Origin of the sequence: Streptomyces longwoodensis, assembly GCF_001514125.1 — a bacterium.
GTDB lineage: Bacteria > Actinomycetota > Actinomycetes > Streptomycetales > Streptomycetaceae > Streptomyces > Streptomyces longwoodensis.
This window is the reverse complement of the sequence record NZ_KQ948553.1, coordinates 465,935-483,132: the sequence shown is the minus strand read 5'-3', so window position 1 is coordinate 483,132 and position 17,198 is coordinate 465,935. Positions and strand designations below refer to the sequence as shown.

The window sequence follows — 17,198 nt, the reverse complement described above, 5'->3', positions numbered from 1 at the left end:
TTACTTTCTTTACCCTTCCCTAATTCGCGTGACGTGGACGGGTCACAGCCGGGAACATGTACGGCATGTCCGGTCCCCATCTGATCCGCGGCTCCGTCTCCCTCCCGGAGGCCGAGCTCATGTGGCGTTTCTCGCGGTCGTCCGGGCCCGGCGGCCAGCACGTCAACACCAGCGACTCGCAGGTGGAGCTGCGCTTCGACCTGGCCCGCACCGAGGCCCTGCCCGAGGTGTGGAAGCGGCGTGCCCTGGAGCGGCTGGCGTCCCGGCTGGTCGACGGGGTGATCTCGGTGCGCGCCTCCGAGCACCGCTCCCAGTGGCGCAACCGCGAGGCGGCCGCCGTGCGCCTCGCGGCGCTGCTCGCCGAGGCCACCGCGCCGCCGCCCAGGCCGCGCCGCCCCACCCGCGTCCCGCGCGGCATCAACGAGCGCCGGCTGCGGGAGAAGAAGCAGCGCTCGGAGACCAAGCGCGGCCGCTCGGCGAAGGACTGGGGCTGACGCGCCCCGCAAGCGCTGACGCCCGCCGGCCGGCCGGGTCGCCGGCGCCTCAGCCCAACTGCCGGTACCGCCCCCGGAAGTACAGCAGCGGTCCGCCCTCCGCGCTCGGCACCCCCGCGGTCAGGACGCGGCCGATCACCAGTGTGTGGTCGCCCGCCGCCACGCGCTGTTCCGTGCGGCACTCCAGGGTGGCCAGCGCGCCGCCGACGAGCGGGGAGCCGGTGGCGGCGCCGCGGACGTAGGGGATGTCCTCGAAGAGCAGCCGGTCGCTGATGCGGCCCTTCATGGCGAACCGGCCGGCGATGTGCCGCTGGCTCTCGGAGAGCACGGAGACCGCCCACAGGGGCTGCTCGTCGAGCAGGTCGTCCATCCGGGAGTCCGCGCGCAGGCTGACCATCACCAGGGGCGGTTCGAGGGAGACGGAGACGAAGGCGGTGGCCGTCATGCCGACGTCCTCGCCGCGCGGGGCGGAGGGGTCGTCGGGGTCCAGCGGGGGCTCCTGCGCGGTCACCAGGACCACACCGCCGGCCAGCCGGGACATGGCGGCGCGGAACTCGTCATTGCTCACCCCTTCAGCATGCACAACGGAGGCGGCGGGGGCGGCGGGGGATGTCTTCGGCACGCTTCCAGACGCTAGTCTGCCCTCTCCGCGCCCCGCATCGGACCTCGGCCCGAAGCCGGTCCTAGGACCACGGTCCCGGCACGCCCGTACCACCGGAAGCGCGGCAAATCCGGGAAAGGCCGCGAACACCGGGAAACGCGGAAATCTCTCCCAATTGTTCATGTTCTTATGTGACTTGAGTCACAAGGGCCATGAATTGTTGACCCTGTGTACCGACCGGGCTTCGCGCTGTGATTCAGTGGCGGAGACCGCTCAAGAACAGCAGCAGGACAGCAGCCCGACAGCTGCGGAGAACAGTACGCCGACGACAGACCCTTGATTCGCTGCGAAGTCTCGGGGGGAGGGCGAGCATGGAGACCGAGTCGGAGCCGTACGTCCGTCTTGCCTCCCTGCGACAGCTGCACCAGGTCATGGCCGACATGAACACGGCCCGCAGCCTGGCGGACACACTGCAGACGGTCGCGGACGGCGTCGTCACCGCACTCGGCTACGAGCTGGCGTGCGTCAACCTCGTGCGCGCCGACGGGGACCTGGTGGTGGCCGCCTTCGCCGGCAACCCGGCGGCCGAGGCGCTGATCACCGGCCGGGTCGGCTCCCGCGAGTCCTGGGAGCGGCGGCTGACCATGGGCGAGCACTGGGGCGACCTGGTGTTCATCCCGCACACCGAGGGCTGGATCCTCGACGACGACGACGTTCCGCAGTGGTACACCGACGGGCCCGCGCCGCGCTTCGAGGACGAGTGGCACCCCTCCGACCGGCTGTTCGCGCCGATGTACACGCCCTCCGTGCCCGGCGGCTCCGGCGGTGAGCTGATCGGCGTGCTGTCCGTGGACCGCCCGCGCAACGGCCGCCGGCCCGGCGCCTGGGGCCGCGAGGCGCTCCAGATGTACGCCTTCCAGGCCGCCATCGCGATCAGCAACGCCCGGCTGCGGGCCAACATGCAGCGCGCCCTGGTCCGCCTGGAGCGCGAGCAGCAGGCCCTGCGCGCCAGCGAGGAATCCTTCCGCCAGGCCTTCGAGTACGCCCCCTCCGGCATGGCCATCGCCGAGATGGGCGGCGACCAGCACGGCCGGATCCTGCGCACCAACGACGCCCTGTGCCGCCTGCTGGGCCGCCCCGCCTCCGCGATGCGCCGCTACTCCTTCTCCGACCTCGTCCACCCCGAGGACATAGGCACCCTGCTGCGCACCTCCGCCGAGGGCGGACGTGCGGAGCTGCGCCTCGGCCGGCGCGACGGCACCTACGTCTGGGTCAGCCTGCGCAACAGCGTCGTCGCCGACGCCGCCGACGGGCCCCGCTTCCTGCTCACCCACGTCGAGGACATAGAGGAGCGCAAGCGCCGCGAGCTCCAGCTCGCCCACCGCGCCTCGCACGACTCCCTGACCGGCCTGCCGAACTCCGCCGAACTGCGCTCCCGCCTCTCCTCGCGGCTGTGCCGGCGGCCCGCCCACGCGGCGCTGGACGAGGCCTTCGCGTCCCACGACGCCGCCTTCGGCCCCGCGGTGCCCGACCTGGGCGACGGCTTCGACTACCGCCCGGACCCGGTGGAGTCCTACGACGGCTACGACCACCACGTGCACACCGTCGCCCCCGAGGAGGGGCACGACGACGGCACCAAGGGGCTCGCGGTCCTCTTCTGCGACCTCGACGGCTTCAAGTCGATCAACGACCGGTTCGGGCACAACGCGGGCGACGCCGTCCTCATCGAGGTCGCTCGTCGGCTCTCGCGGGGCGTGCGCGACGGCGACACCGTCGCCCGGCTCGGCGGCGACGAGTTCGTGATCCTCGCCGACGGGCTCGGCCGGGCCGACGCCCAGGACCTCGCCGTACGGCTGCGCAACGAGATCATCCAGCCGATCCGCGCCGAGGGACGGGCCGTGCGGGTGGGCGCCAGCTTCGGCATCGGCTGGGCACACTGCGGCATGACGGCCGACGAGGTGCTGAAGTCCGCCGACGAGCGGATGTACGTCGAGAAACGATCTCGTCCCAAACAGCACCGGCGTGCCGGATGAGGTGCAGGTCAGCGCGGTGATGCGGCCGGTGGTGCGGTCCGGGTCACCCGTTCGGCCCCTGCGGAGCGGGTAGGCTCGCACTTCGCCACACCTGTTCAGACGCGCCCCGCGAGACGCCCACGGCGTCCCGGGACGCCCCCGCATCCGCCCCCCGCACCTGTTGAGGAGTACGAAGGGATGACGCCCGGCAACAACGGCGCGAGCACACCCGAGGACGACGACCCGTTCGGCTACCTCTACGCCGACGGACAGGCCAACGGAGCGCAGCCGCCCTCCAGCAGCGGCTACGGCTACCCGAACGCCGTCGGCCGGGTGCGCGCGGTCGGCGAGCGCCAGTACGGCCAGCAGCAGACCCAGCCGTACGGGCAGCAGCCGTCCTACGGCCAGCACGGCGCGCCCCCGCAGCAGCAGGCGGCGTACGGCAGGCCGAACGCCCACTACGCGGCGCCGGAGACCCTGCCCGGCGGTGCCTCCACGACCCGCCAGCAGTCGGTGTCCGGTGGCGGCGGCGGTGGCCGGGGCCGCGGGCCCAACACCAAGGGGCTGCTGATCGGCGCGGTCGCCGTGGTCGCGGCGGTCGTCATCGGCATCGCGGTGGCCATGGCCAACGGCAACACCGACGACGACAAGGGCGGCGGCGACCAGGCGGCCTCCACGCCCACCGCGTCCGCGAGCGCCTCGCCCAGCGAGTCGAGCACCAGCGAGGCGAGCGAGACCGAGCTGCCCACGATCGAGGCCAAGGCACTGCGCCTGGACGGCGGCGCCACCACGTCCTCGGACGTCGAGGGCGCCCAGGCGGGCGGCGGGGTCTACGTCGGCAACCTCAACAACGTCGGCGCCTCCGTCACCTGGACGGTCAACGGCATCCCCGAGGACGGCGCCTACACGCTGTTCGCGCACTACAGCACGCCCGGTGAGGACCAGTCCATGACGGTCACCGTCAACGGCAAGGTCTTCGGCACGAAGATGCCGCTGAAGAACTACGCCCAGGCCCCCCAGGGCGACTTCGTCAAGGGCTGGACCACCACCTACGTCTGGCCGGCGCTGACGAAGGGCACCAACACCATCTCGCTGTCCTGCCAGGACGGCGACAAGTGCAACGTCCTGCTCGACCAGCTGTGGCTGAAGAAGGGCCAGGTCACCAAGTAGCCGCGGGTCAGGCGGCGGTGACCTCCCCGGTCACCGTCACCCGGCCCAGCAGGTCCCGGTAGGCCGTGGCGTCGAACTCGCCGGCCGCCGGGGCCAGGACCGTCGCCGCGGACAGGGCGACCGCGCGGGACAGGCGCTCCGGCCAGGGCAGGCGGTCCACCAGTCCCGCCAGCAGGGCCGCCGCGACCGAGTCGCCCGCGCCCGTGGGGTTGCCCCGCACCCGGGCCGGCGGCACCGCCCGCCAGCGCCCCTCCGGCGTCACCGCGACCAGGCCGTCCGGGCCGAGCGTCGCCACCACCGCGCGCGCCCCGCGCCGCCGGGCGTCCTGCGTGGCCCGTGACGGCTCGTGGGAGCCGGTCAGTTCGGCCAGTTCGTCGGCGTTGGGCGTGATGACGTCCGGGCGGGCGGCCACCCCGCGCCGCAGGGCCTCGCCGGCCGTGTCCAGCAGCACCGGCACCCCCGCGGCCCGCGCCGTGCGCACCAGCCCCGCGTACGCCCCGACCGGCACCCCCGGCGGCAGGCTGCCGCACAGGGCCACCGCGTCGGCGCGGCCGACGAGCCCCTCGTACGCCTCCTGGAAGGCCGACCAGCGCGCCGGGTCGACGACCGGGCCCGGTTCGTTGAACTGGGTGGTGTCGCCGGTGAGTTCGTCGACCACCGCGACCGTGCGCCGGGTGGGCCCGGTGACCGGGACCAGGGCGTCGGTGAGCCGGGGCGTCGCGGTGAGCCGCTCGCGCACCGCGTCCCCGGTGGTCCCGCCCGCGAAGCCGGTGACGGTCACCTCGTACCCGAGGGCGGCGAGGACCCGGGCCACGTTCAGCCCCTTGCCGCCGGGCCGTTCGGTGACCTCCGAGACCCGGTGGGAGGCGTGCGGCCGCAGGGACCGTACGCGGTAGGTGACGTCGAGAGCGGTGTTCAGCGTGACCGTGAGGATCACCTGGCCGACCTCCCCCGATGAGTGCGTGCGACGTTGCCGTCCGGAGTCCTGATCATGCCAAAAAGACGGCGACCGGCCCAGAGTGCGGGTCGGCCACCGTCCTCCTCCCGGCGGACGTATCAGCCCAGTTGGGGATCGACCACCCACGCGCCGTGCCGCATCACGCCCTTGAGCTCGAAGTCCGCGTCCAGCACCACCAGGTCGGCGTCCTTGCCCGGCTCCAGGGAGCCGATGCGGTCGTCGAGGCCGAGCAGCCGCGCCGGGTTGGCGGACAGGGCGCGCACCGCGTCCGTCACCGGCACCCGGTCGATCGTCACCGCCCGCTTGAACGCCCGGTCCAGGGTGAGCGTCGAGCCGGCGATGGAGCCGCCCTCCACCAGCCGGGCCACGCCGTCCGCGACCTCCACCTCCAGCGGGCCGAGCATGTAGCGGCCGTCGCCGAAACCGGCCGCGTCCATCGCGTCGGTGATGAACGCGACCCGGTCGGCGCCCGCGTGGTGGAAGGCCAGTTGCAGCGCCGCCGGGTGCAGGTGCGTGCCGTCATCGATCAGCTCGACGGTGACCCGCTCGTCCTCCAGCAGCGCCGTGATCGGCCCCGGGGCGCGGTGGCCGACCGGCGGCATCGCGTTGAACAGGTGCGTGGCGACCGTCGCGCCGGCGTCGATCGCCTCGACGGTCTGCTCGTAGGTGGCGTCCGTGTGCCCGATCGCCGCGATCACCCCGTGCTCGGCGAGCAGCCGTACGGAGTCGATGCCGCCCGGCAGTTCGGTGGCGAGCGTGACCATCTTGGCGTGCCCGCGCGCCGCGTCGACCAGCTTGCGCACCTCGGCCGGGTCGGGGTCGCGCAGCAGCTCCTCGGAGTGCGCGCCCTTGCGGCACGGCGAGATGAACGGCCCCTCGAAGTGGACGCCGGCGATGTCGCCCTGCTCGGCCAGCTCGCTCAGCAGCCCGGCGCGCTGCGCCAGGAAGTCCATGGCGCCGGTGACCGTGGAGGCCACCAGGGTGGTGGTGCCGTGCAGGCGGTGGGTGTGGATGCCCTTGAGGACGTCCTCGACGGTGCCGGAGGTGAAGGACGCCCCGCCGCCGCCGTGGTTGTGCAGGTCGACGAAGCCGGGGACCACCCAGTGGCCGCTCAGGTCGACGACCTGGGCGTGCTCGGGTGCGGCTGCGGCGATGCGGGTGCCCTCGACCACGACCCGGCCGTCCGGCACGGCGCCGGTGGGCAGGACGACCGTGGCGCCGGAGAGCACCACGGGGGTGCCGCTCGTCACGGGGTGCGGGCTCGTCGGGGTGGCTCGCGCCCCTGGGTGGGTTGCCATTACGGCGTGTCCTCCTTGCCGTCGGTGGTGTCGAGGAGATCCCAGGCCAGGAGGCCCGCGCCCAGGCAGCCCGCCGTGTCGCCCAGGGCCGCGGGGACGATCTCCGGCAGTTTCTGGAAGGTGACCCGTCGGCGGACGGCGTCCCGCAGTGGTGTGAACAAGGTTTCCCCCGCCTCGGCGAGGCCGCCACCGATGACGAGGGTGCGCGGGTCCAGCAGGGTGAGGCCGGTGACCAGGCCGTCGGCCAGCGCGTCCACCGCCTCCTGCCAGATCCGGACGGCGTTCGGGTCGCCGGACGTGACGGCCTTCGCGCAGTCGGCCGCGTCCGCGTCCGCGGTGCCGCTCGCCCGCGCCCACGCCTCGCTGACGGCCGCCGCCGACGCGAACCGCTCCAGACAGCCGTGCTGCCCGCACGGACACGGCGGTCCGCCGGGCCGTACGACGATGTGGCCGATCTCGCCGGCGAAGCCGTGGGCGCCCGCCTCGACCCGCCCGTCGATGCCGATGGCGCCCGCGATGCCGGTGCCCAGCGCGACGAACAGGAACCGGTCGGCGCCCCGGCCCGCGCCGAGCCGCCCCTCCGCCAGACCCCCGGTGCGCACGTCGTGGCCCAGGGCCACCGGGGCGCCCAGCCGCTCGGCGAGCAGCGCGCGCAGCGGGACGTCCCGCCAGCCCAGGTTGGCCGAGTAGGCGGCCACGCCGTGGGTCTCGTCGACGATGCCCGGGACGGCGACGCCGGCCGCGGCCGCGCCCTCGCCGAACCGCTCGACCCCGTGGGCGTGCAGCTCGGCGGCGAAGTCGAGGATGCCGGCGACGACCGCGTCCGGGCCGCGCTCGCGGCCGGTGGCCCGGCGCGCCCGGTGCAGCAGCGTGCCGTCGGCTCCGACCAGGGCGGCCTTCATCCCGGTGCCGCCCACGTCGAGGGCGATGACATGTCTCACGGGGGACAGTGTGGCCCCAGGACCCGCGAGAGGTCTAGTCCACTTGCGTGGTGTAGACCTTATTCCGATAAACGGACCAGGTGTAAGCACCATGGTTCCCGCACTACCGGTCAAGGGGATGACACGTGCAGCGGCGCGCTTGGCGTACGGGGACGATCGCGGCGGCGGCCGCGCTGGGGATGACGGGAGTCCTCTCCGGCTGCGGGCTCGGCGGCGGCTCGGGCGAGGTGACGCTGAAGCTGGTCGCGGCCGACTACGGCGACAGCGCGGCCAACAGCTCGAAGAAGTACTGGGCCGACCTCGTCGACGCGTACGAGGCCCGGCACCCGGACGTGCACGTCGAGGTGAGCGTCTACTCCTGGACCGAGGTCGACCGCAAGGTCCGCCGGATGGTCGACGCCGGCGAGGCGCCCGACATGGCCCAGATCGGCGCCTACGCCGACTACGCGGCCGAGGACCGGCTCTACCGGGCCGGCGACGTGCTCTCCATCCCCGTCCAGGCCGACTTCGTCCCCCAGCTCGCCCAGGCCGGCGAAGTGGACGGCGTGCAGTACGGAATGCCGTTCGCCGCCTCCACGCGGCTGCTGTTCTACAACAAGACCCTCTTCGGCAAGGCCGGCCTGAAGCCGCCCACCACGTGGGCCGAGCTGGCCGCCGACGCCGCCGCGCTGGAGGACGACGGGGTGACGTACCCGTACGCGCTGCCGCTCGGGCCGGAGGAGGCGCAGGCCGAGACCCTCCAGTGGCTGCTGAGCGGCGGGGGCGGCTACACCTCCACCGTCGGCGGCTACGGCCTCGACGCCGCCGAGAACATCGAGACGTTCACGTGGCTGAAGGACGAGCTCGTCGGCAAGGGGCTCACCGGGCCGGTCGCGCCCGGCAAGCTGAACCGGGCGGCCGCGTTCGCCGCCTTCGCCGACGGCCGGGTCGGCATGCTCAACGGGCACCCCTCCCTGATGAAGATGGCGCAGAAGAAGGGCGTGAAGTTCGGCATGGTGCCGATGCCCGGCAAGGACGGCGCCGCCCGCAACGCGCTGGGCGTGGCCGACTGGATGGCCGCGTTCAAGCAGAACGGCCACGGCGAGCAGATCGGTGACTTCCTCGACTTCGTCTACAGCGAGAAGAACGTGCTCACCTTCTCCCGCGAGTACGACCTGCTGCCGGTGACCACGTCCGCGAGCTCGGCCATGTCCGCCTCGGCCGGCGACCAGGACCTCAAGCCGTTCCTGGACGAACTCCCGCTGGCCGAGCTGTACCCGGTCGGCCGCACGTCCTGGGCGACGGTCAGCGCGGCCCTCAAGAAGCGGATCGGCACGGCGGTGCAGCCCGGCGAGAGCCCCGCGCTGGTCCTCGGCGAGCTCCAGACCAGGGCGATGACGGCGGACACCAGCACCTCGGGCTGAGTTACCGTGCGGGGTATGGAGCAGCGGGAGCGGGACATCCTCGCGATGGAGCGCCGCGGGTTCTCGTCGCCGGGGGCCAAGGAGCGGGCGGTACGGGAGGAGTTGGGACTGGCGCCGGTGCGCTACTACCAGCTCCTCAACGCCCTGCTGGACGATCCGCGGGCGCTGGAGCACGATCCGGTGACGGTGAACCGGCTGCGGCGCGTGCGGGACGCGCGGCGGGGTGAGCGGTAGAGGGGTCGGTGCAGGTGCCCCCCGTTTCCCGGGTGGCCCCCGTTAGGGTCGGGGTCATGGGAAGCCCTGAGACGTATTCCGCCGAGAGTCTGCCCACGCCGCGTACCCCGGCCGGGAGGGAGGCGCTGGAGGCGCTGGTCGCCCGGCCCGGGCGGGCCGTCGTCGGCCTCGACTTCGACGGCACCCTCGCGCCCATCGTGGAGGACCCCGAGAAGGCCCGCGCCCACCCCGACGCCCTGCCGGCCCTCGCCGCCCTCGCCCCGCGCCTGGCCGGCGTCGCCATCGTCACCGGCCGGCCCGCCGAGGTCGCCGTGCGCAACGGCGCCTTCGCCGGGGCCCCCGGACTGGAGCACCTGACCGTGCTCGGGCACTACGGCGCCGAGCGGTGGGACGCCCGGACCGGCGAGGTCACCGCCCCCGCCCCGCACCCCGGTCTCGCCGGGGTCCGCGACGAGCTGCCGGCCGTACTGGAGCGGGCCGGCGACTGGGACGGCGTGTGGGTGGAGGAGAAGGGGCGGGCCGTGGCCGTGCACACCCGCCGGGCCAGCGACCCCGACGGCGCCTTCCGCGCGCTGCTCGGCCCGCTGGGGGACCTCGCCGAGCGGCACGGACTGGTCCTCGAACCCGGGCGCCTGGTCCTGGAGGTGCGGCCGGCCGGCGTGGACAAGGGGGTCGCGCTGACCGAGTACGTCCGCGTGACCGGCGCGGAGACCGTCCTGTACGCCGGGGACGACCTGGGCGACCTGCCCGCGTTCGCCGCCGTGGAGCGGCTCCGCGCCGAGGGCGTCGCCGGACTGCTGGTGTGCAGCGGCAGCGCCGAGGTCACCGAACTCGCCGACCGGGCCGACCTGGTGGTGGACGGCCCGGAGGGCGTCGTACGGCTGCTGCGGGCGCTCTCGGCTCAGCTGGACTGAGCCGTCAGGGCGTTGAGCTGGTCCAGGAACCACTGTGCCGGCGGCAGCGCGGTCGCCGCTGCCGCCAGGCGCTTGGCCCGCTCGGCCCGCTCCCCGGCGGGCATGGTGAGCGCCTGGTGCAGGGCCCGGGCGGTCTCGACCACGTCGTACGGGTTGACCGCCAGGGCGTCCTCGCCGAGCTCCTCGAAGGCACCGGCCTCCTGGGACAGCACCAGCACGCAGCCCTCCTCGGACAGGACGGGCATCTCCTTGGCGACCAGGTTCATGCCGTCCCGGATGGGGTTCACCAGGGCCACGTCGGCGAGGCGGTAGGCGGCCAGGGAGCGGGCGAAGTCGTCCTTGACGTGCAGGACGACCGGGGTCCAGCCGGGGGTGCCGAACCGCTCGTTGATCCGCTCCGCGGTGCGCTGCACCTCGGCCGTGTAGTCCCGGTACACCGCGAGGTCCTGGCGCGAGGGGTAGGCGAACGCCACGTGCACCACGCGCTCGTGCCACTCGGGGTGGTCCACCAGCAGCTGCTCGTAGGCCAGCAGGCCGCGCACGATGTTCTTGGACAGCTCCGTGCGGTCCACGCGCACGATCGTCCGGCGGCCCGCGCCGATCTCCTCGCGCAGCCCCGCCATCCGGTCGGCCACGTCGGGCCGGTGGGCCCGCTCGCGCAGGAACTCGCCGTCCGCGCCGAGCCCGTGCACCCCGATCCGGGTGCCGCCCGTGCCGCCCGCGAACTGCTCGCAGCAGGCGGTGAACGCGTCCGCCCAGCGCCGGGTCAGGAAGCCCAGCCGGTCGGCGCCGAGCATGCCGCGCAGCACCTGTCCTGCGATGTCCCGCGGCAGCATCCGGAAGTACTCCGGCGGCGCCCACGGCGTGTGCGAGAAGTGGCTGATCCGCAGGTCGGGCCGCAGGTCACGGAGCATCCCGGGGACCAGGGTCAGGTGGTAGTCCTGCACCAGCACGGCCGCGCCCGGCGCCGCCTCCTCGGCCAGCGCCTCGGCGAACGCGCGGTTGTACGTCTCGTACGACGCCCACTGGCGCCGGAACTCCGCGTCGAAGACCGGCTCCAGCGGCGTCTGGTACAGCATGTGGTGGACGAACCACAGCACCGAGTTGGCGATGCCGTTGTACGCGTCCGCGTGCACGTCGGCCGGGACGTCCAGCATCCGGGTGCCGGGCTCGCCCTCACCGCGCCGCACGGCCTCGCGGTCGCCGTCGGACAGCGCCGAGCACACCCACAGCGCGTCCGCGTCCGGGCCGATCGCCGACAGCCCCGAGACGAGCCCGCCCCCGCCCCGTTTCGCGGTCAGCGAACCGTCCTCGCCCACCGTGTACGACACCGGTCCGCGATTGGACGCGACCAGCACCCGAGCCTTCTGATCAGCACCGCGCGTGAGAGCCATACGCCTCAACCTAGCCCGCCCCGTAAACGCTCAAACGTACGGTTCCACTGGGCGAGCGACCGTATACGGGGCGTCGGGTCCGGAGCCCTCACGCCACCTTGCGGGTCGTGTACTCGGCTATCTCCGTCATCGGCGGGCGCTCCTCCGTGTCGACCGAGTACGTGCGGGGCTCGAAGCCGGAGTCGCCGCGTTCGAACTGGGTGAGGGACGGGCGGATCAGGTGGCCGCGGGCCAGGCGGAGCTGGGCCGTGCGGTAGATCGCCGCGGCCATCCGGCCCAGGGCCTGGCCGTCCTGGTGGCGGTGCTTGCGCACCCCGAGGTCGACCTGCGCCAGGGCGTCCAGGCCCACCAGGTGCAGGGCGTCGACCAGCATCCCGAGCTCGACGCCGTAGCCGACGGGGAACGGCAGCTGTTCCAGCAGGGAGCGGCGGGCCGCGTATTCGCCGCCGAGCGGCTGCACGAAGCCGGCCAGCTGCGGCCAGTGCATGTTCAGCAGCGGGCGGGCCATCAGCTCCGTCACCCGGCCGCCCTGGCCGGCCGCGCCGCCGAGCGGGCGGTCGTACATGCCCTTGACCAGGTCGACGCCCGGCTCGGTGAGCAGCGGGCCGACGAGCCCGGTGACGAAGTCGGAGGTGAACTCCCTGAGGTCGGCGTCGATGAAGCAGACGACGTCCCCGCCGGTCACCAGCAGGGAGCGCCACAGCACCTCGCCCTTGCCGGGCACGGCGGGGATGCGCGGCAGGATGGTGTCGCGGTGGACGACCCGGGCACCCGCGGCGGCGGCCACCTCGGCGGTGCGGTCGGTGGACCCGGAGTCCACCACCACGATCTCGTCCACCAGCGGCGCCTGCTGCACGAGGTCGTGGCGGATGACGGCCACGATCTCGCCGACCGTCTCCTCCTCGTTCAGCGCGGGCAGGACGACGGACACGGTCAGGCCCGCGGCACGCTTCGCGGCCAGCACCCGGTGGAGGGGGCGGTCGGCCACGGACCAGGACCGGGTGGCCAGCCAGCGCTCGACTTCTTCCAGCACGGTCAGTGGCTCCTCACGGTTGTCTCGCGGTTCGGACGACTATCTCAACTGTCCTGGTCGTCGGTTACAGTCTTGGACAACGCTGGTGACCATCGCATGTCGGGGTCGGCCCGCGTCCACAACCACATACAGCTCATCCAGAGGGGCAGAGGGACACGGCCCGATGAAGCCCCGGCAACCCTCCAGTCGGTTCTCCTGACCTGTGCAGCGAGGCTCCCGGCTAGGGAAGGTGCCAAATCCGTCTCACGGCGAGATGCGTCGTGAGGAAGATGAGGAGAAAGGGCCTCGCCTCACATGGCTGCGCAGACTGTTGAAAACACCACCGGATCCACCGGCTCCTCCGTCGACCTCGGCCCCGCCGCAGCGCTGAGCTGCCGCGAGTGCGGCCACCGCGTCCCGCTCGGACCGGTCTTCGCGTGCGAGGAGTGTTTCGGTCCGCTCGAGATCGCCTACGACTTCTCCGCCCACGACACCGAGGAACTGCGCAAGCGGATCGAATCGGGCCCGGCGAACATCTGGCGCTACGCCCCGCTGCTGCCCGTCCCCGCCGACGTGGCCGACAAGCCGAACATCAACCCCGGCTGGACCAAGCTCGTCCAGGCCGACAACCTGGCCCGCGAGCTGGGCGTCGAGCACGGCAAGCTGTTCGTCAAGGACGACTCCGGCAACCCGACGCACTCCTTCAAGGACCGCGTCGTCGCCCAGGCCCTGGAGGCCGCCCGCGCCTTCGGCTTCACCACGCTGTCCTGCTCCTCGACGGGCAACCTGGCCGGCGCGGTGGGCGCCGCCGCCGCCCGCGCCGGCTTCCGCAGCTGCGTGTTCATCCCGCACGACCTGGAGCAGGGCAAGGTCGTCATGGCCGCGGTCTACGGCGGCGAGCTCGTCGGCATCGAGGGCAACTACGACGACGTGAACCGCTTCTGCTCCGAGCTGATCGGCGACCCGGCGGGCGAGGGCTGGGGCTTCGTCAACGTCAACCTGCGGCCGTACTACGCCGAGGGTTCCAAGACGCTGGCGTACGAGATCTGCGAGCAGCTCGGCTGGCGGCTGCCGGACCAGATCGTCGTGCCGATCGCCTCCGGCTCCCAGCTCACCAAGATCGACAAGGGTCTGCGGGAACTGGTCGAGCTGGGGCTCGTCGAGGACCGGCCGTACAAGATCTTCGGCGCCCAGGCCGAGGGCTGCTCCCCGGTGTCGACCGCCTTCAAGGCCGGTCACGACGTGGTCCGCCCGCAGAAGCCGAACACCATCGCAAAGTCGCTGGCCATCGGCAACCCGGCCGACGGGCCGTACGTCCTGGACATCGCCCGGCGCACCGGCGGCGCCGTGGAGGACGTCACGGACGAGGAAGTGGTCGACGCCATCAAACTGCTGGCCCGCACCGAGGGCATCTTCGCCGAGACGGCGGGCGGGGTGACCGTGGGCGTGACGCGCAAGCTGATCGGCGCCGGCGTGCTGGACCCGTCGCTGACCACGGTCGTCCTCAACACCGGCGACGGCCTGAAGACCCTCGACGCGGTGGCCGGCACCGGCCTGACCGCCACCATCCGCCCGACCCTGGACTCCTTCCGAGAGGCTGGCCTCGCATGAGCGTGACCGTCCGCATCCCCACCATCCTGCGCACCTACACCGGTGGCCGGGCCGAGGTCGCCGCCGAGGGCACGACCCTGGCCGAGGTCATCGAGGACCTGGAGAAGCACCACGCCGGCATCGCCGCCCGCGTCCTCGACGACCAGGGCAAGCTGCGCCGCTTCGTGAACGTCTACGTCAACGACGACGACGTCCGCTTCGAGCAGGGCCTGCAGACGGCGACCCCGGACGGTGCGGGCGTCTCCATCATCCCGGCCGTCGCCGGTGGTCAGTAACCCTCGGTAATAGCGATCACCGCGCGTACATCGAATTGCCCCCACCGTAAGAGAAGCGGAGGGGGCAATTCCATGTGATTGAGCGCGGTACAGTTGGGGAACCCGCCCCGGATCCATGAATCGGCGGGCTTTGATTCCTGCCGCGTGCCCGATGAGAAGTAGCCAAACTGTGCGCTCCTCCCGCGGCTTATGCGCCTTTTGTGCAGCCCGACTTGCCCCGAATTCGGGCGCATTCTGGCCACATTCCGGATCGTTCGCGTCCGGAATTCTCGTCCGATTGACCTGTTGCAGACGGCAGTTGGACAGATACATTCAGCCGCGGTCGACGCGTTCCGGCGCACGCCCCCAACCAGTCTGGGGGGTGAGGTCTGACCCGGATCCGCGAAGTGCGGATCTGTGCAAGGGCCAGTAATAGGGGAGTTAGGCATGGCTCAGGGCACCGTCAAGTGGTTCAACGCGGAGAAGGGGTACGGCTTCATCGCGGTCGACGGTGGTGCGGACGTCTTCGTCCACTACAGCGCCATTCAGATGGACGGCTACCGCACCCTTGAAGAAGGCCAGCGGGTCGAGTTCGAGATCTCGCAGGGCCAGAAGGGCCCGCAGGCCGACATGGTTCGCGTCACCGCCTGAACGTTCACCGCCTGAACGTTCTTCCGCAGTCACTCACCGAGGGGTCCGCGCCCGCCCAGGGCACGGACCCCTCGCCCGTGTGCGGGGGGTCCCGCGGTGCCGACCCTGTTCGCCTCGGGCTGAGACGCGGCCCGGACTCCGAGAGCCGCTTGCGCCCGCCCGTCGCCCGACCGCCACCCCTCGACGAGCACTCGCTCCGCGAGCGCGCCTTGCACTCTCCTAGTCCGAGTGCTAATCATTGGCGTTAGCACTCTGAAGGTGAGAGTGACAGCGAAGGACCGGGTCGGTGAGGCCCGCGGGCCGGGTGGGGCAAGGAACCACCGGGTCGGCGAGCCGTCCGTCGCGGGCGCGGGCGCGGTCCGAAGGAATCACCCCCAGTCCTGGAGGGACCACTTCACATGGCCAAGATCATCGCGTTCGACGAGGAGGCGCGGCGCGGCCTCGAGCGCGGCATGAACCAGCTCGCGGACGCCGTCAAGGTCACCCTCGGCCCCAAGGGCCGCAACGTCGTCCTCGAGAAGAAGTGGGGCGCCCCCACGATCACCAACGACGGTGTCTCCATCGCCAAGGAGATCGAGCTCGAGGACCCGTACGAGAAGATCGGTGCCGAGCTCGTCAAGGAAGTGGCGAAGAAGACGGACGACGTGGCCGGTGACGGCACGACGACCGCCACCGTCCTGGCCCAGGCACTGGTCAAGGAAGGCCTGCGCAACGTCGCCGCCGGCGCCAACCCGATGGCCCTCAAGCGCGGTATCGAGAAGGCCGTCGAGGCCGTCTCCGCCGCCCTGCTGGAGCAGGCGAAGGACGTCGAGACCAAGGAGCAGATCGCTTCCACGGCCTCCATCTCCGCCGCCGACACCCAGATCGGCGAGCTCATCGCCGAGGCCATGGACAAGGTCGGCAAGGAAGGCGTCATCACCGTCGAGGAGTCGCAGACCTTCGGTCTGGAGCTCGAGCTCACCGAGGGCATGCGCTTCGACAAGGGCTACATCTCCGCCTACTTCGCGACCGACATGGAGCGTATGGAGGCCGTCCTCGACGACCCGTACATCCTGATCGCGAACTCCAAGATCTCCAGCGTCAAGGACCTGCTCCCGCTCCTGGAGAAGGTCATGCAGTCGGGCAAGCCGCTGCTGATCATCGCCGAGGACGTCGAGGGCGAGGCCCTGTCGACCCTGGTCGTCAACAAGATCCGCGGCACCTTCAAGTCCGTCGCGGTCAAGGCCCCGGGCTTCGGCGACCGCCGCAAGGCGATGCTGAACGACATCGCCATCCTCACCGGCGGCGAGGTCATCTCCGAGGAGGTCGGTCTCAAGCTCGAGAACACGACCGTGGACCTGCTGGGCAAGGCCCGCAAGGTCGTCATCACCAAGGACGAGACCACGATCGTCGACGGCGCCGGCTCCTCGGAGCAGGTCGCGGGCCGCGTGAACCAGATCCGCGCCGAGATCGAGAACAGCGACTCCGACTACGACCGCGAGAAGCTGCAGGAGCGCCTGGCGAAGCTCGCCGGCGGTGTCGCGGTCATCAAGGCCGGTGCCGCCACCGAGGTGGAGCTCAAGGAGCGCAAGCACCGCATCGAGGACGCCGTGCGCAACGCCAAGGCGGCCGTCGAGGAGGGCATCGTCGCCGGTGGTGGCGTGGCCCTGCTCCAGGCCTCCCAGGTGTTCGAGAAGCTGGAGCTCGACGGCGACGAGGCGACGGGCGCCCAGGCCGTCAAGCTCGCGCTGGAGGCCCCGCTGAAGCAGATCGCCGTGAACGCCGGCCTCGAGGGCGGCGTCGTGGTGGAGAAGGTCCGCAACCTTACCCCGGGTCACGGCCTGAACGCCGCGACCGGCGAGTACGTCGACCTGGTCGCCGAGGGCATCATCGACCCGGCCAAGGTGACCCGCTCCGCGCTGCAGAACGCGGCCTCCATCGCCGCGCTGTTCCTCACCACCGAGGCCGTCATCGCCGACAAGCCGGAGAAGGCCGCTGCCCCGGCCGGCGGCGGCATGCCGGGCGGTGACATGGACTTCTGATCGACCCCGGTCGATCAACCGTCCTGACGGACCGAGGGCGGCACTCCCCGTACGAGGGGGGTGCCGCCCTCGGGCGTTCCCCGGTGTCGGCCGGGGTGGTCCGCACGGGCCGGGTGGGCTGAATCACACCGCTCGCCGAGCGGCGGCGGAATGCACGGGCGCACGGGATCGGTTGACGCTGACGTGGCATGCATGCGCGTGCACATACCAGCCGGTATACCCCCAAGGAG

General features: G+C 72.1%; 16 protein-coding genes and 1 riboswitch. Of the genes, 10 read left to right on the top strand and 6 right to left on the bottom strand.

The genetic code is table 11. The features are described from left to right. Positions 1 to 56 precede the first annotated feature (56 nt). Positions 57 to 494 (top strand): alternative ribosome rescue aminoacyl-tRNA hydrolase ArfB, encoded by a 438-nt coding sequence (gene arfB / locus AQJ30_RS17255; RefSeq protein ID WP_067234436.1) that lies wholly within the window; start codon positions 57 to 59, stop codon positions 492 to 494. A 49-nt stretch (positions 495 to 543) separates the two neighbouring features. Here the strand turns inward: arfB and AQJ30_RS17250 are convergent, their stop codons facing one another. Beyond that, entirely contained in the window at positions 544 to 1,116 is a 573-nt protein-coding gene (locus AQJ30_RS17250) for a flavin reductase family protein (RefSeq protein ID WP_079084102.1), read from the bottom strand. A 350-nt stretch (positions 1,117 to 1,466) separates the two neighbouring features. Here AQJ30_RS17250 and cdgB point away from each other — a divergent pair, with 350 nt between their 5' ends. Together cdgB and AQJ30_RS17240 are read left to right on the top strand one after the other, a co-directional pair. Then, complete coding sequence (gene cdgB, locus AQJ30_RS17245; RefSeq protein WP_067234430.1) at positions 1,467 to 3,128, top strand: diguanylate cyclase CdgB; 1,662 nt, start codon at positions 1,467 to 1,469, stop codon at positions 3,126 to 3,128. A gap of 177 nt (positions 3,129 to 3,305) precedes the next feature. Continuing rightward, on the top strand, positions 3,306 to 4,277 hold the full coding sequence (locus AQJ30_RS17240) for a carbohydrate-binding protein (RefSeq protein ID WP_067234428.1): 972 nt from the start codon (positions 3,306 to 3,308) through the stop codon (positions 4,275 to 4,277). Positions 4,278 to 4,284: 7 nt separating this feature from the next. On the opposite strand, the gene AQJ30_RS17235 is transcribed toward AQJ30_RS17240, so the two are convergent. The 3 genes from AQJ30_RS17235 to AQJ30_RS17225 form a co-directional block, all read right to left on the bottom strand. Beyond that, on the bottom strand, positions 4,285 to 5,214 hold the full coding sequence (locus AQJ30_RS17235) for a 1-phosphofructokinase family hexose kinase (protein ID WP_067234426.1): 930 nt from the start codon (positions 5,212 to 5,214) through the stop codon (positions 4,285 to 4,287). A gap of 119 nt (positions 5,215 to 5,333) precedes the next feature. After that, positions 5,334 to 6,533 carry an N-acetylglucosamine-6-phosphate deacetylase gene (gene nagA / locus AQJ30_RS17230; RefSeq protein WP_079084101.1) on the bottom strand — a complete coding sequence of 400 codons (1,200 nt, stop codon included), beginning with the start codon at positions 6,531 to 6,533 and terminating at the stop codon, positions 5,334 to 5,336. Then, on the bottom strand, positions 6,533 to 7,474 hold the full coding sequence (locus AQJ30_RS17225) for an ROK family protein (RefSeq protein ID WP_067234423.1): 942 nt from the start codon (positions 7,472 to 7,474) through the stop codon (positions 6,533 to 6,535). The genes nagA and AQJ30_RS17225 overlap by 1 nt, the downstream gene beginning before the upstream one ends. Before the next feature lie 125 nt (positions 7,475 to 7,599). Between AQJ30_RS17225 and AQJ30_RS17220 the strand changes: the two genes are divergently transcribed. The 3 genes from AQJ30_RS17220 to otsB are packed head-to-tail and all read left to right on the top strand — an operon-like array spanning position 7,600 to position 10,025. Next, the gene (locus AQJ30_RS17220; RefSeq protein WP_079084100.1) at positions 7,600 to 8,877 is read left to right on the top strand and encodes an ABC transporter substrate-binding protein; all 1,278 of its coding nucleotides are present in this window, start codon (positions 7,600 to 7,602) and stop codon (positions 8,875 to 8,877) included. Between the two features lie 15 nt (positions 8,878 to 8,892). Further along, a complete protein-coding gene (locus AQJ30_RS17215; protein ID WP_067234418.1) occupies positions 8,893 to 9,111 on the top strand; it encodes a DUF3263 domain-containing protein in 219 nt (72 codons plus the stop codon). Between the two features lie 56 nt (positions 9,112 to 9,167). Then, on the top strand, positions 9,168 to 10,025 hold the full coding sequence (otsB, locus tag AQJ30_RS17210; RefSeq protein ID WP_067234415.1) for a trehalose-phosphatase: 858 nt from the start codon (positions 9,168 to 9,170) through the stop codon (positions 10,023 to 10,025). Here the strand turns inward: otsB and AQJ30_RS17205 are convergent. Together AQJ30_RS17205 and AQJ30_RS17200 are read right to left on the bottom strand one after the other, a co-directional pair. Continuing rightward, complete coding sequence (locus AQJ30_RS17205; RefSeq protein ID WP_067234413.1) at positions 10,013 to 11,419, bottom strand: alpha,alpha-trehalose-phosphate synthase (UDP-forming); 1,407 nt, start codon at positions 11,417 to 11,419, stop codon at positions 10,013 to 10,015. The genes otsB and AQJ30_RS17205 overlap by 13 nt on opposite strands. 88 nt (positions 11,420 to 11,507) lie before the next feature. Next, complete coding sequence (locus AQJ30_RS17200) at positions 11,508 to 12,452, bottom strand: glucosyl-3-phosphoglycerate synthase (RefSeq protein ID WP_067234410.1); 945 nt, start codon at positions 12,450 to 12,452, stop codon at positions 11,508 to 11,510. A gap of 130 nt (positions 12,453 to 12,582) precedes the next feature. Beyond that, positions 12,583 to 12,728, top strand: a riboswitch (SAM riboswitch). Positions 12,729 to 12,746: 18 nt separating this feature from the next. Here AQJ30_RS17200 and thrC point away from each other — a divergent pair. The 4 genes from thrC (at position 12,747) to groL (ending at position 16,968) form a co-directional block, all read left to right on the top strand. Then, entirely contained in the window at positions 12,747 to 14,042 is a 1,296-nt protein-coding gene (gene thrC / locus AQJ30_RS17195) for a threonine synthase (RefSeq protein WP_067234407.1), read from the top strand. After that, positions 14,039 to 14,317, top strand: a complete 279-nt coding sequence (locus AQJ30_RS17190) for a MoaD/ThiS family protein (protein WP_067234405.1) — start codon at positions 14,039 to 14,041, stop codon at positions 14,315 to 14,317. The genes thrC and AQJ30_RS17190 overlap by 4 nt, the downstream gene beginning before the upstream one ends. A gap of 426 nt (positions 14,318 to 14,743) precedes the next feature. Continuing rightward, positions 14,744 to 14,947: a cold-shock protein gene (locus AQJ30_RS17185; protein ID WP_004986573.1), complete on the top strand. Its 204-nt coding sequence runs from the start codon at positions 14,744 to 14,746 to the stop codon at positions 14,945 to 14,947. A 398-nt stretch (positions 14,948 to 15,345) separates the two neighbouring features. Then, a complete protein-coding gene (gene groL, locus AQJ30_RS17180; protein WP_067234403.1) occupies positions 15,346 to 16,968 on the top strand; it encodes a chaperonin GroEL in 1,623 nt (540 codons plus the stop codon). The last annotated feature ends 230 nt before the right edge of the window (positions 16,969 to 17,198 follow it).

Excerpts from the sequence above, each read along its gene's own strand:
- thrC (WP_067234407.1), top strand. The coding sequence starts at position 12,747 with ATGGCTGCGCAGACTGTTGAAAACACCACCGGATCCACCGGCTCCTCC.
- AQJ30_RS17205 (WP_067234413.1), bottom strand. The coding sequence starts at position 11,419 with ATGGCTCTCACGCGCGGTGCTGATCAGAAGGCTCGGGTGCTGGTCGCG.
- cdgB (WP_067234430.1), top strand. The coding sequence starts at position 1,467 with ATGGAGACCGAGTCGGAGCCGTACGTCCGTCTTGCCTCCCTGCGACAG.
- arfB (WP_067234436.1), top strand. The coding sequence starts at position 57 with ATGTACGGCATGTCCGGTCCCCATCTGATCCGCGGCTCCGTCTCCCTC.
- AQJ30_RS17185 (WP_004986573.1), top strand. The coding sequence starts at position 14,744 with ATGGCTCAGGGCACCGTCAAGTGGTTCAACGCGGAGAAGGGGTACGGC.
- groL (WP_067234403.1), top strand. The coding sequence starts at position 15,346 with ATGGCCAAGATCATCGCGTTCGACGAGGAGGCGCGGCGCGGCCTCGAG.
- AQJ30_RS17190 (WP_067234405.1), top strand. The coding sequence starts at position 14,039 with ATGAGCGTGACCGTCCGCATCCCCACCATCCTGCGCACCTACACCGGT.
- AQJ30_RS17215 (WP_067234418.1), top strand. The coding sequence starts at position 8,893 with ATGGAGCAGCGGGAGCGGGACATCCTCGCGATGGAGCGCCGCGGGTTC.
- nagA (WP_079084101.1), bottom strand. The coding sequence starts at position 6,533 with ATGGCAACCCACCCAGGGGCGCGAGCCACCCCGACGAGCCCGCACCCC.
- AQJ30_RS17240 (WP_067234428.1), top strand. The coding sequence starts at position 3,306 with ATGACGCCCGGCAACAACGGCGCGAGCACACCCGAGGACGACGACCCG.
- otsB (WP_067234415.1), top strand. The coding sequence starts at position 9,168 with ATGGGAAGCCCTGAGACGTATTCCGCCGAGAGTCTGCCCACGCCGCGT.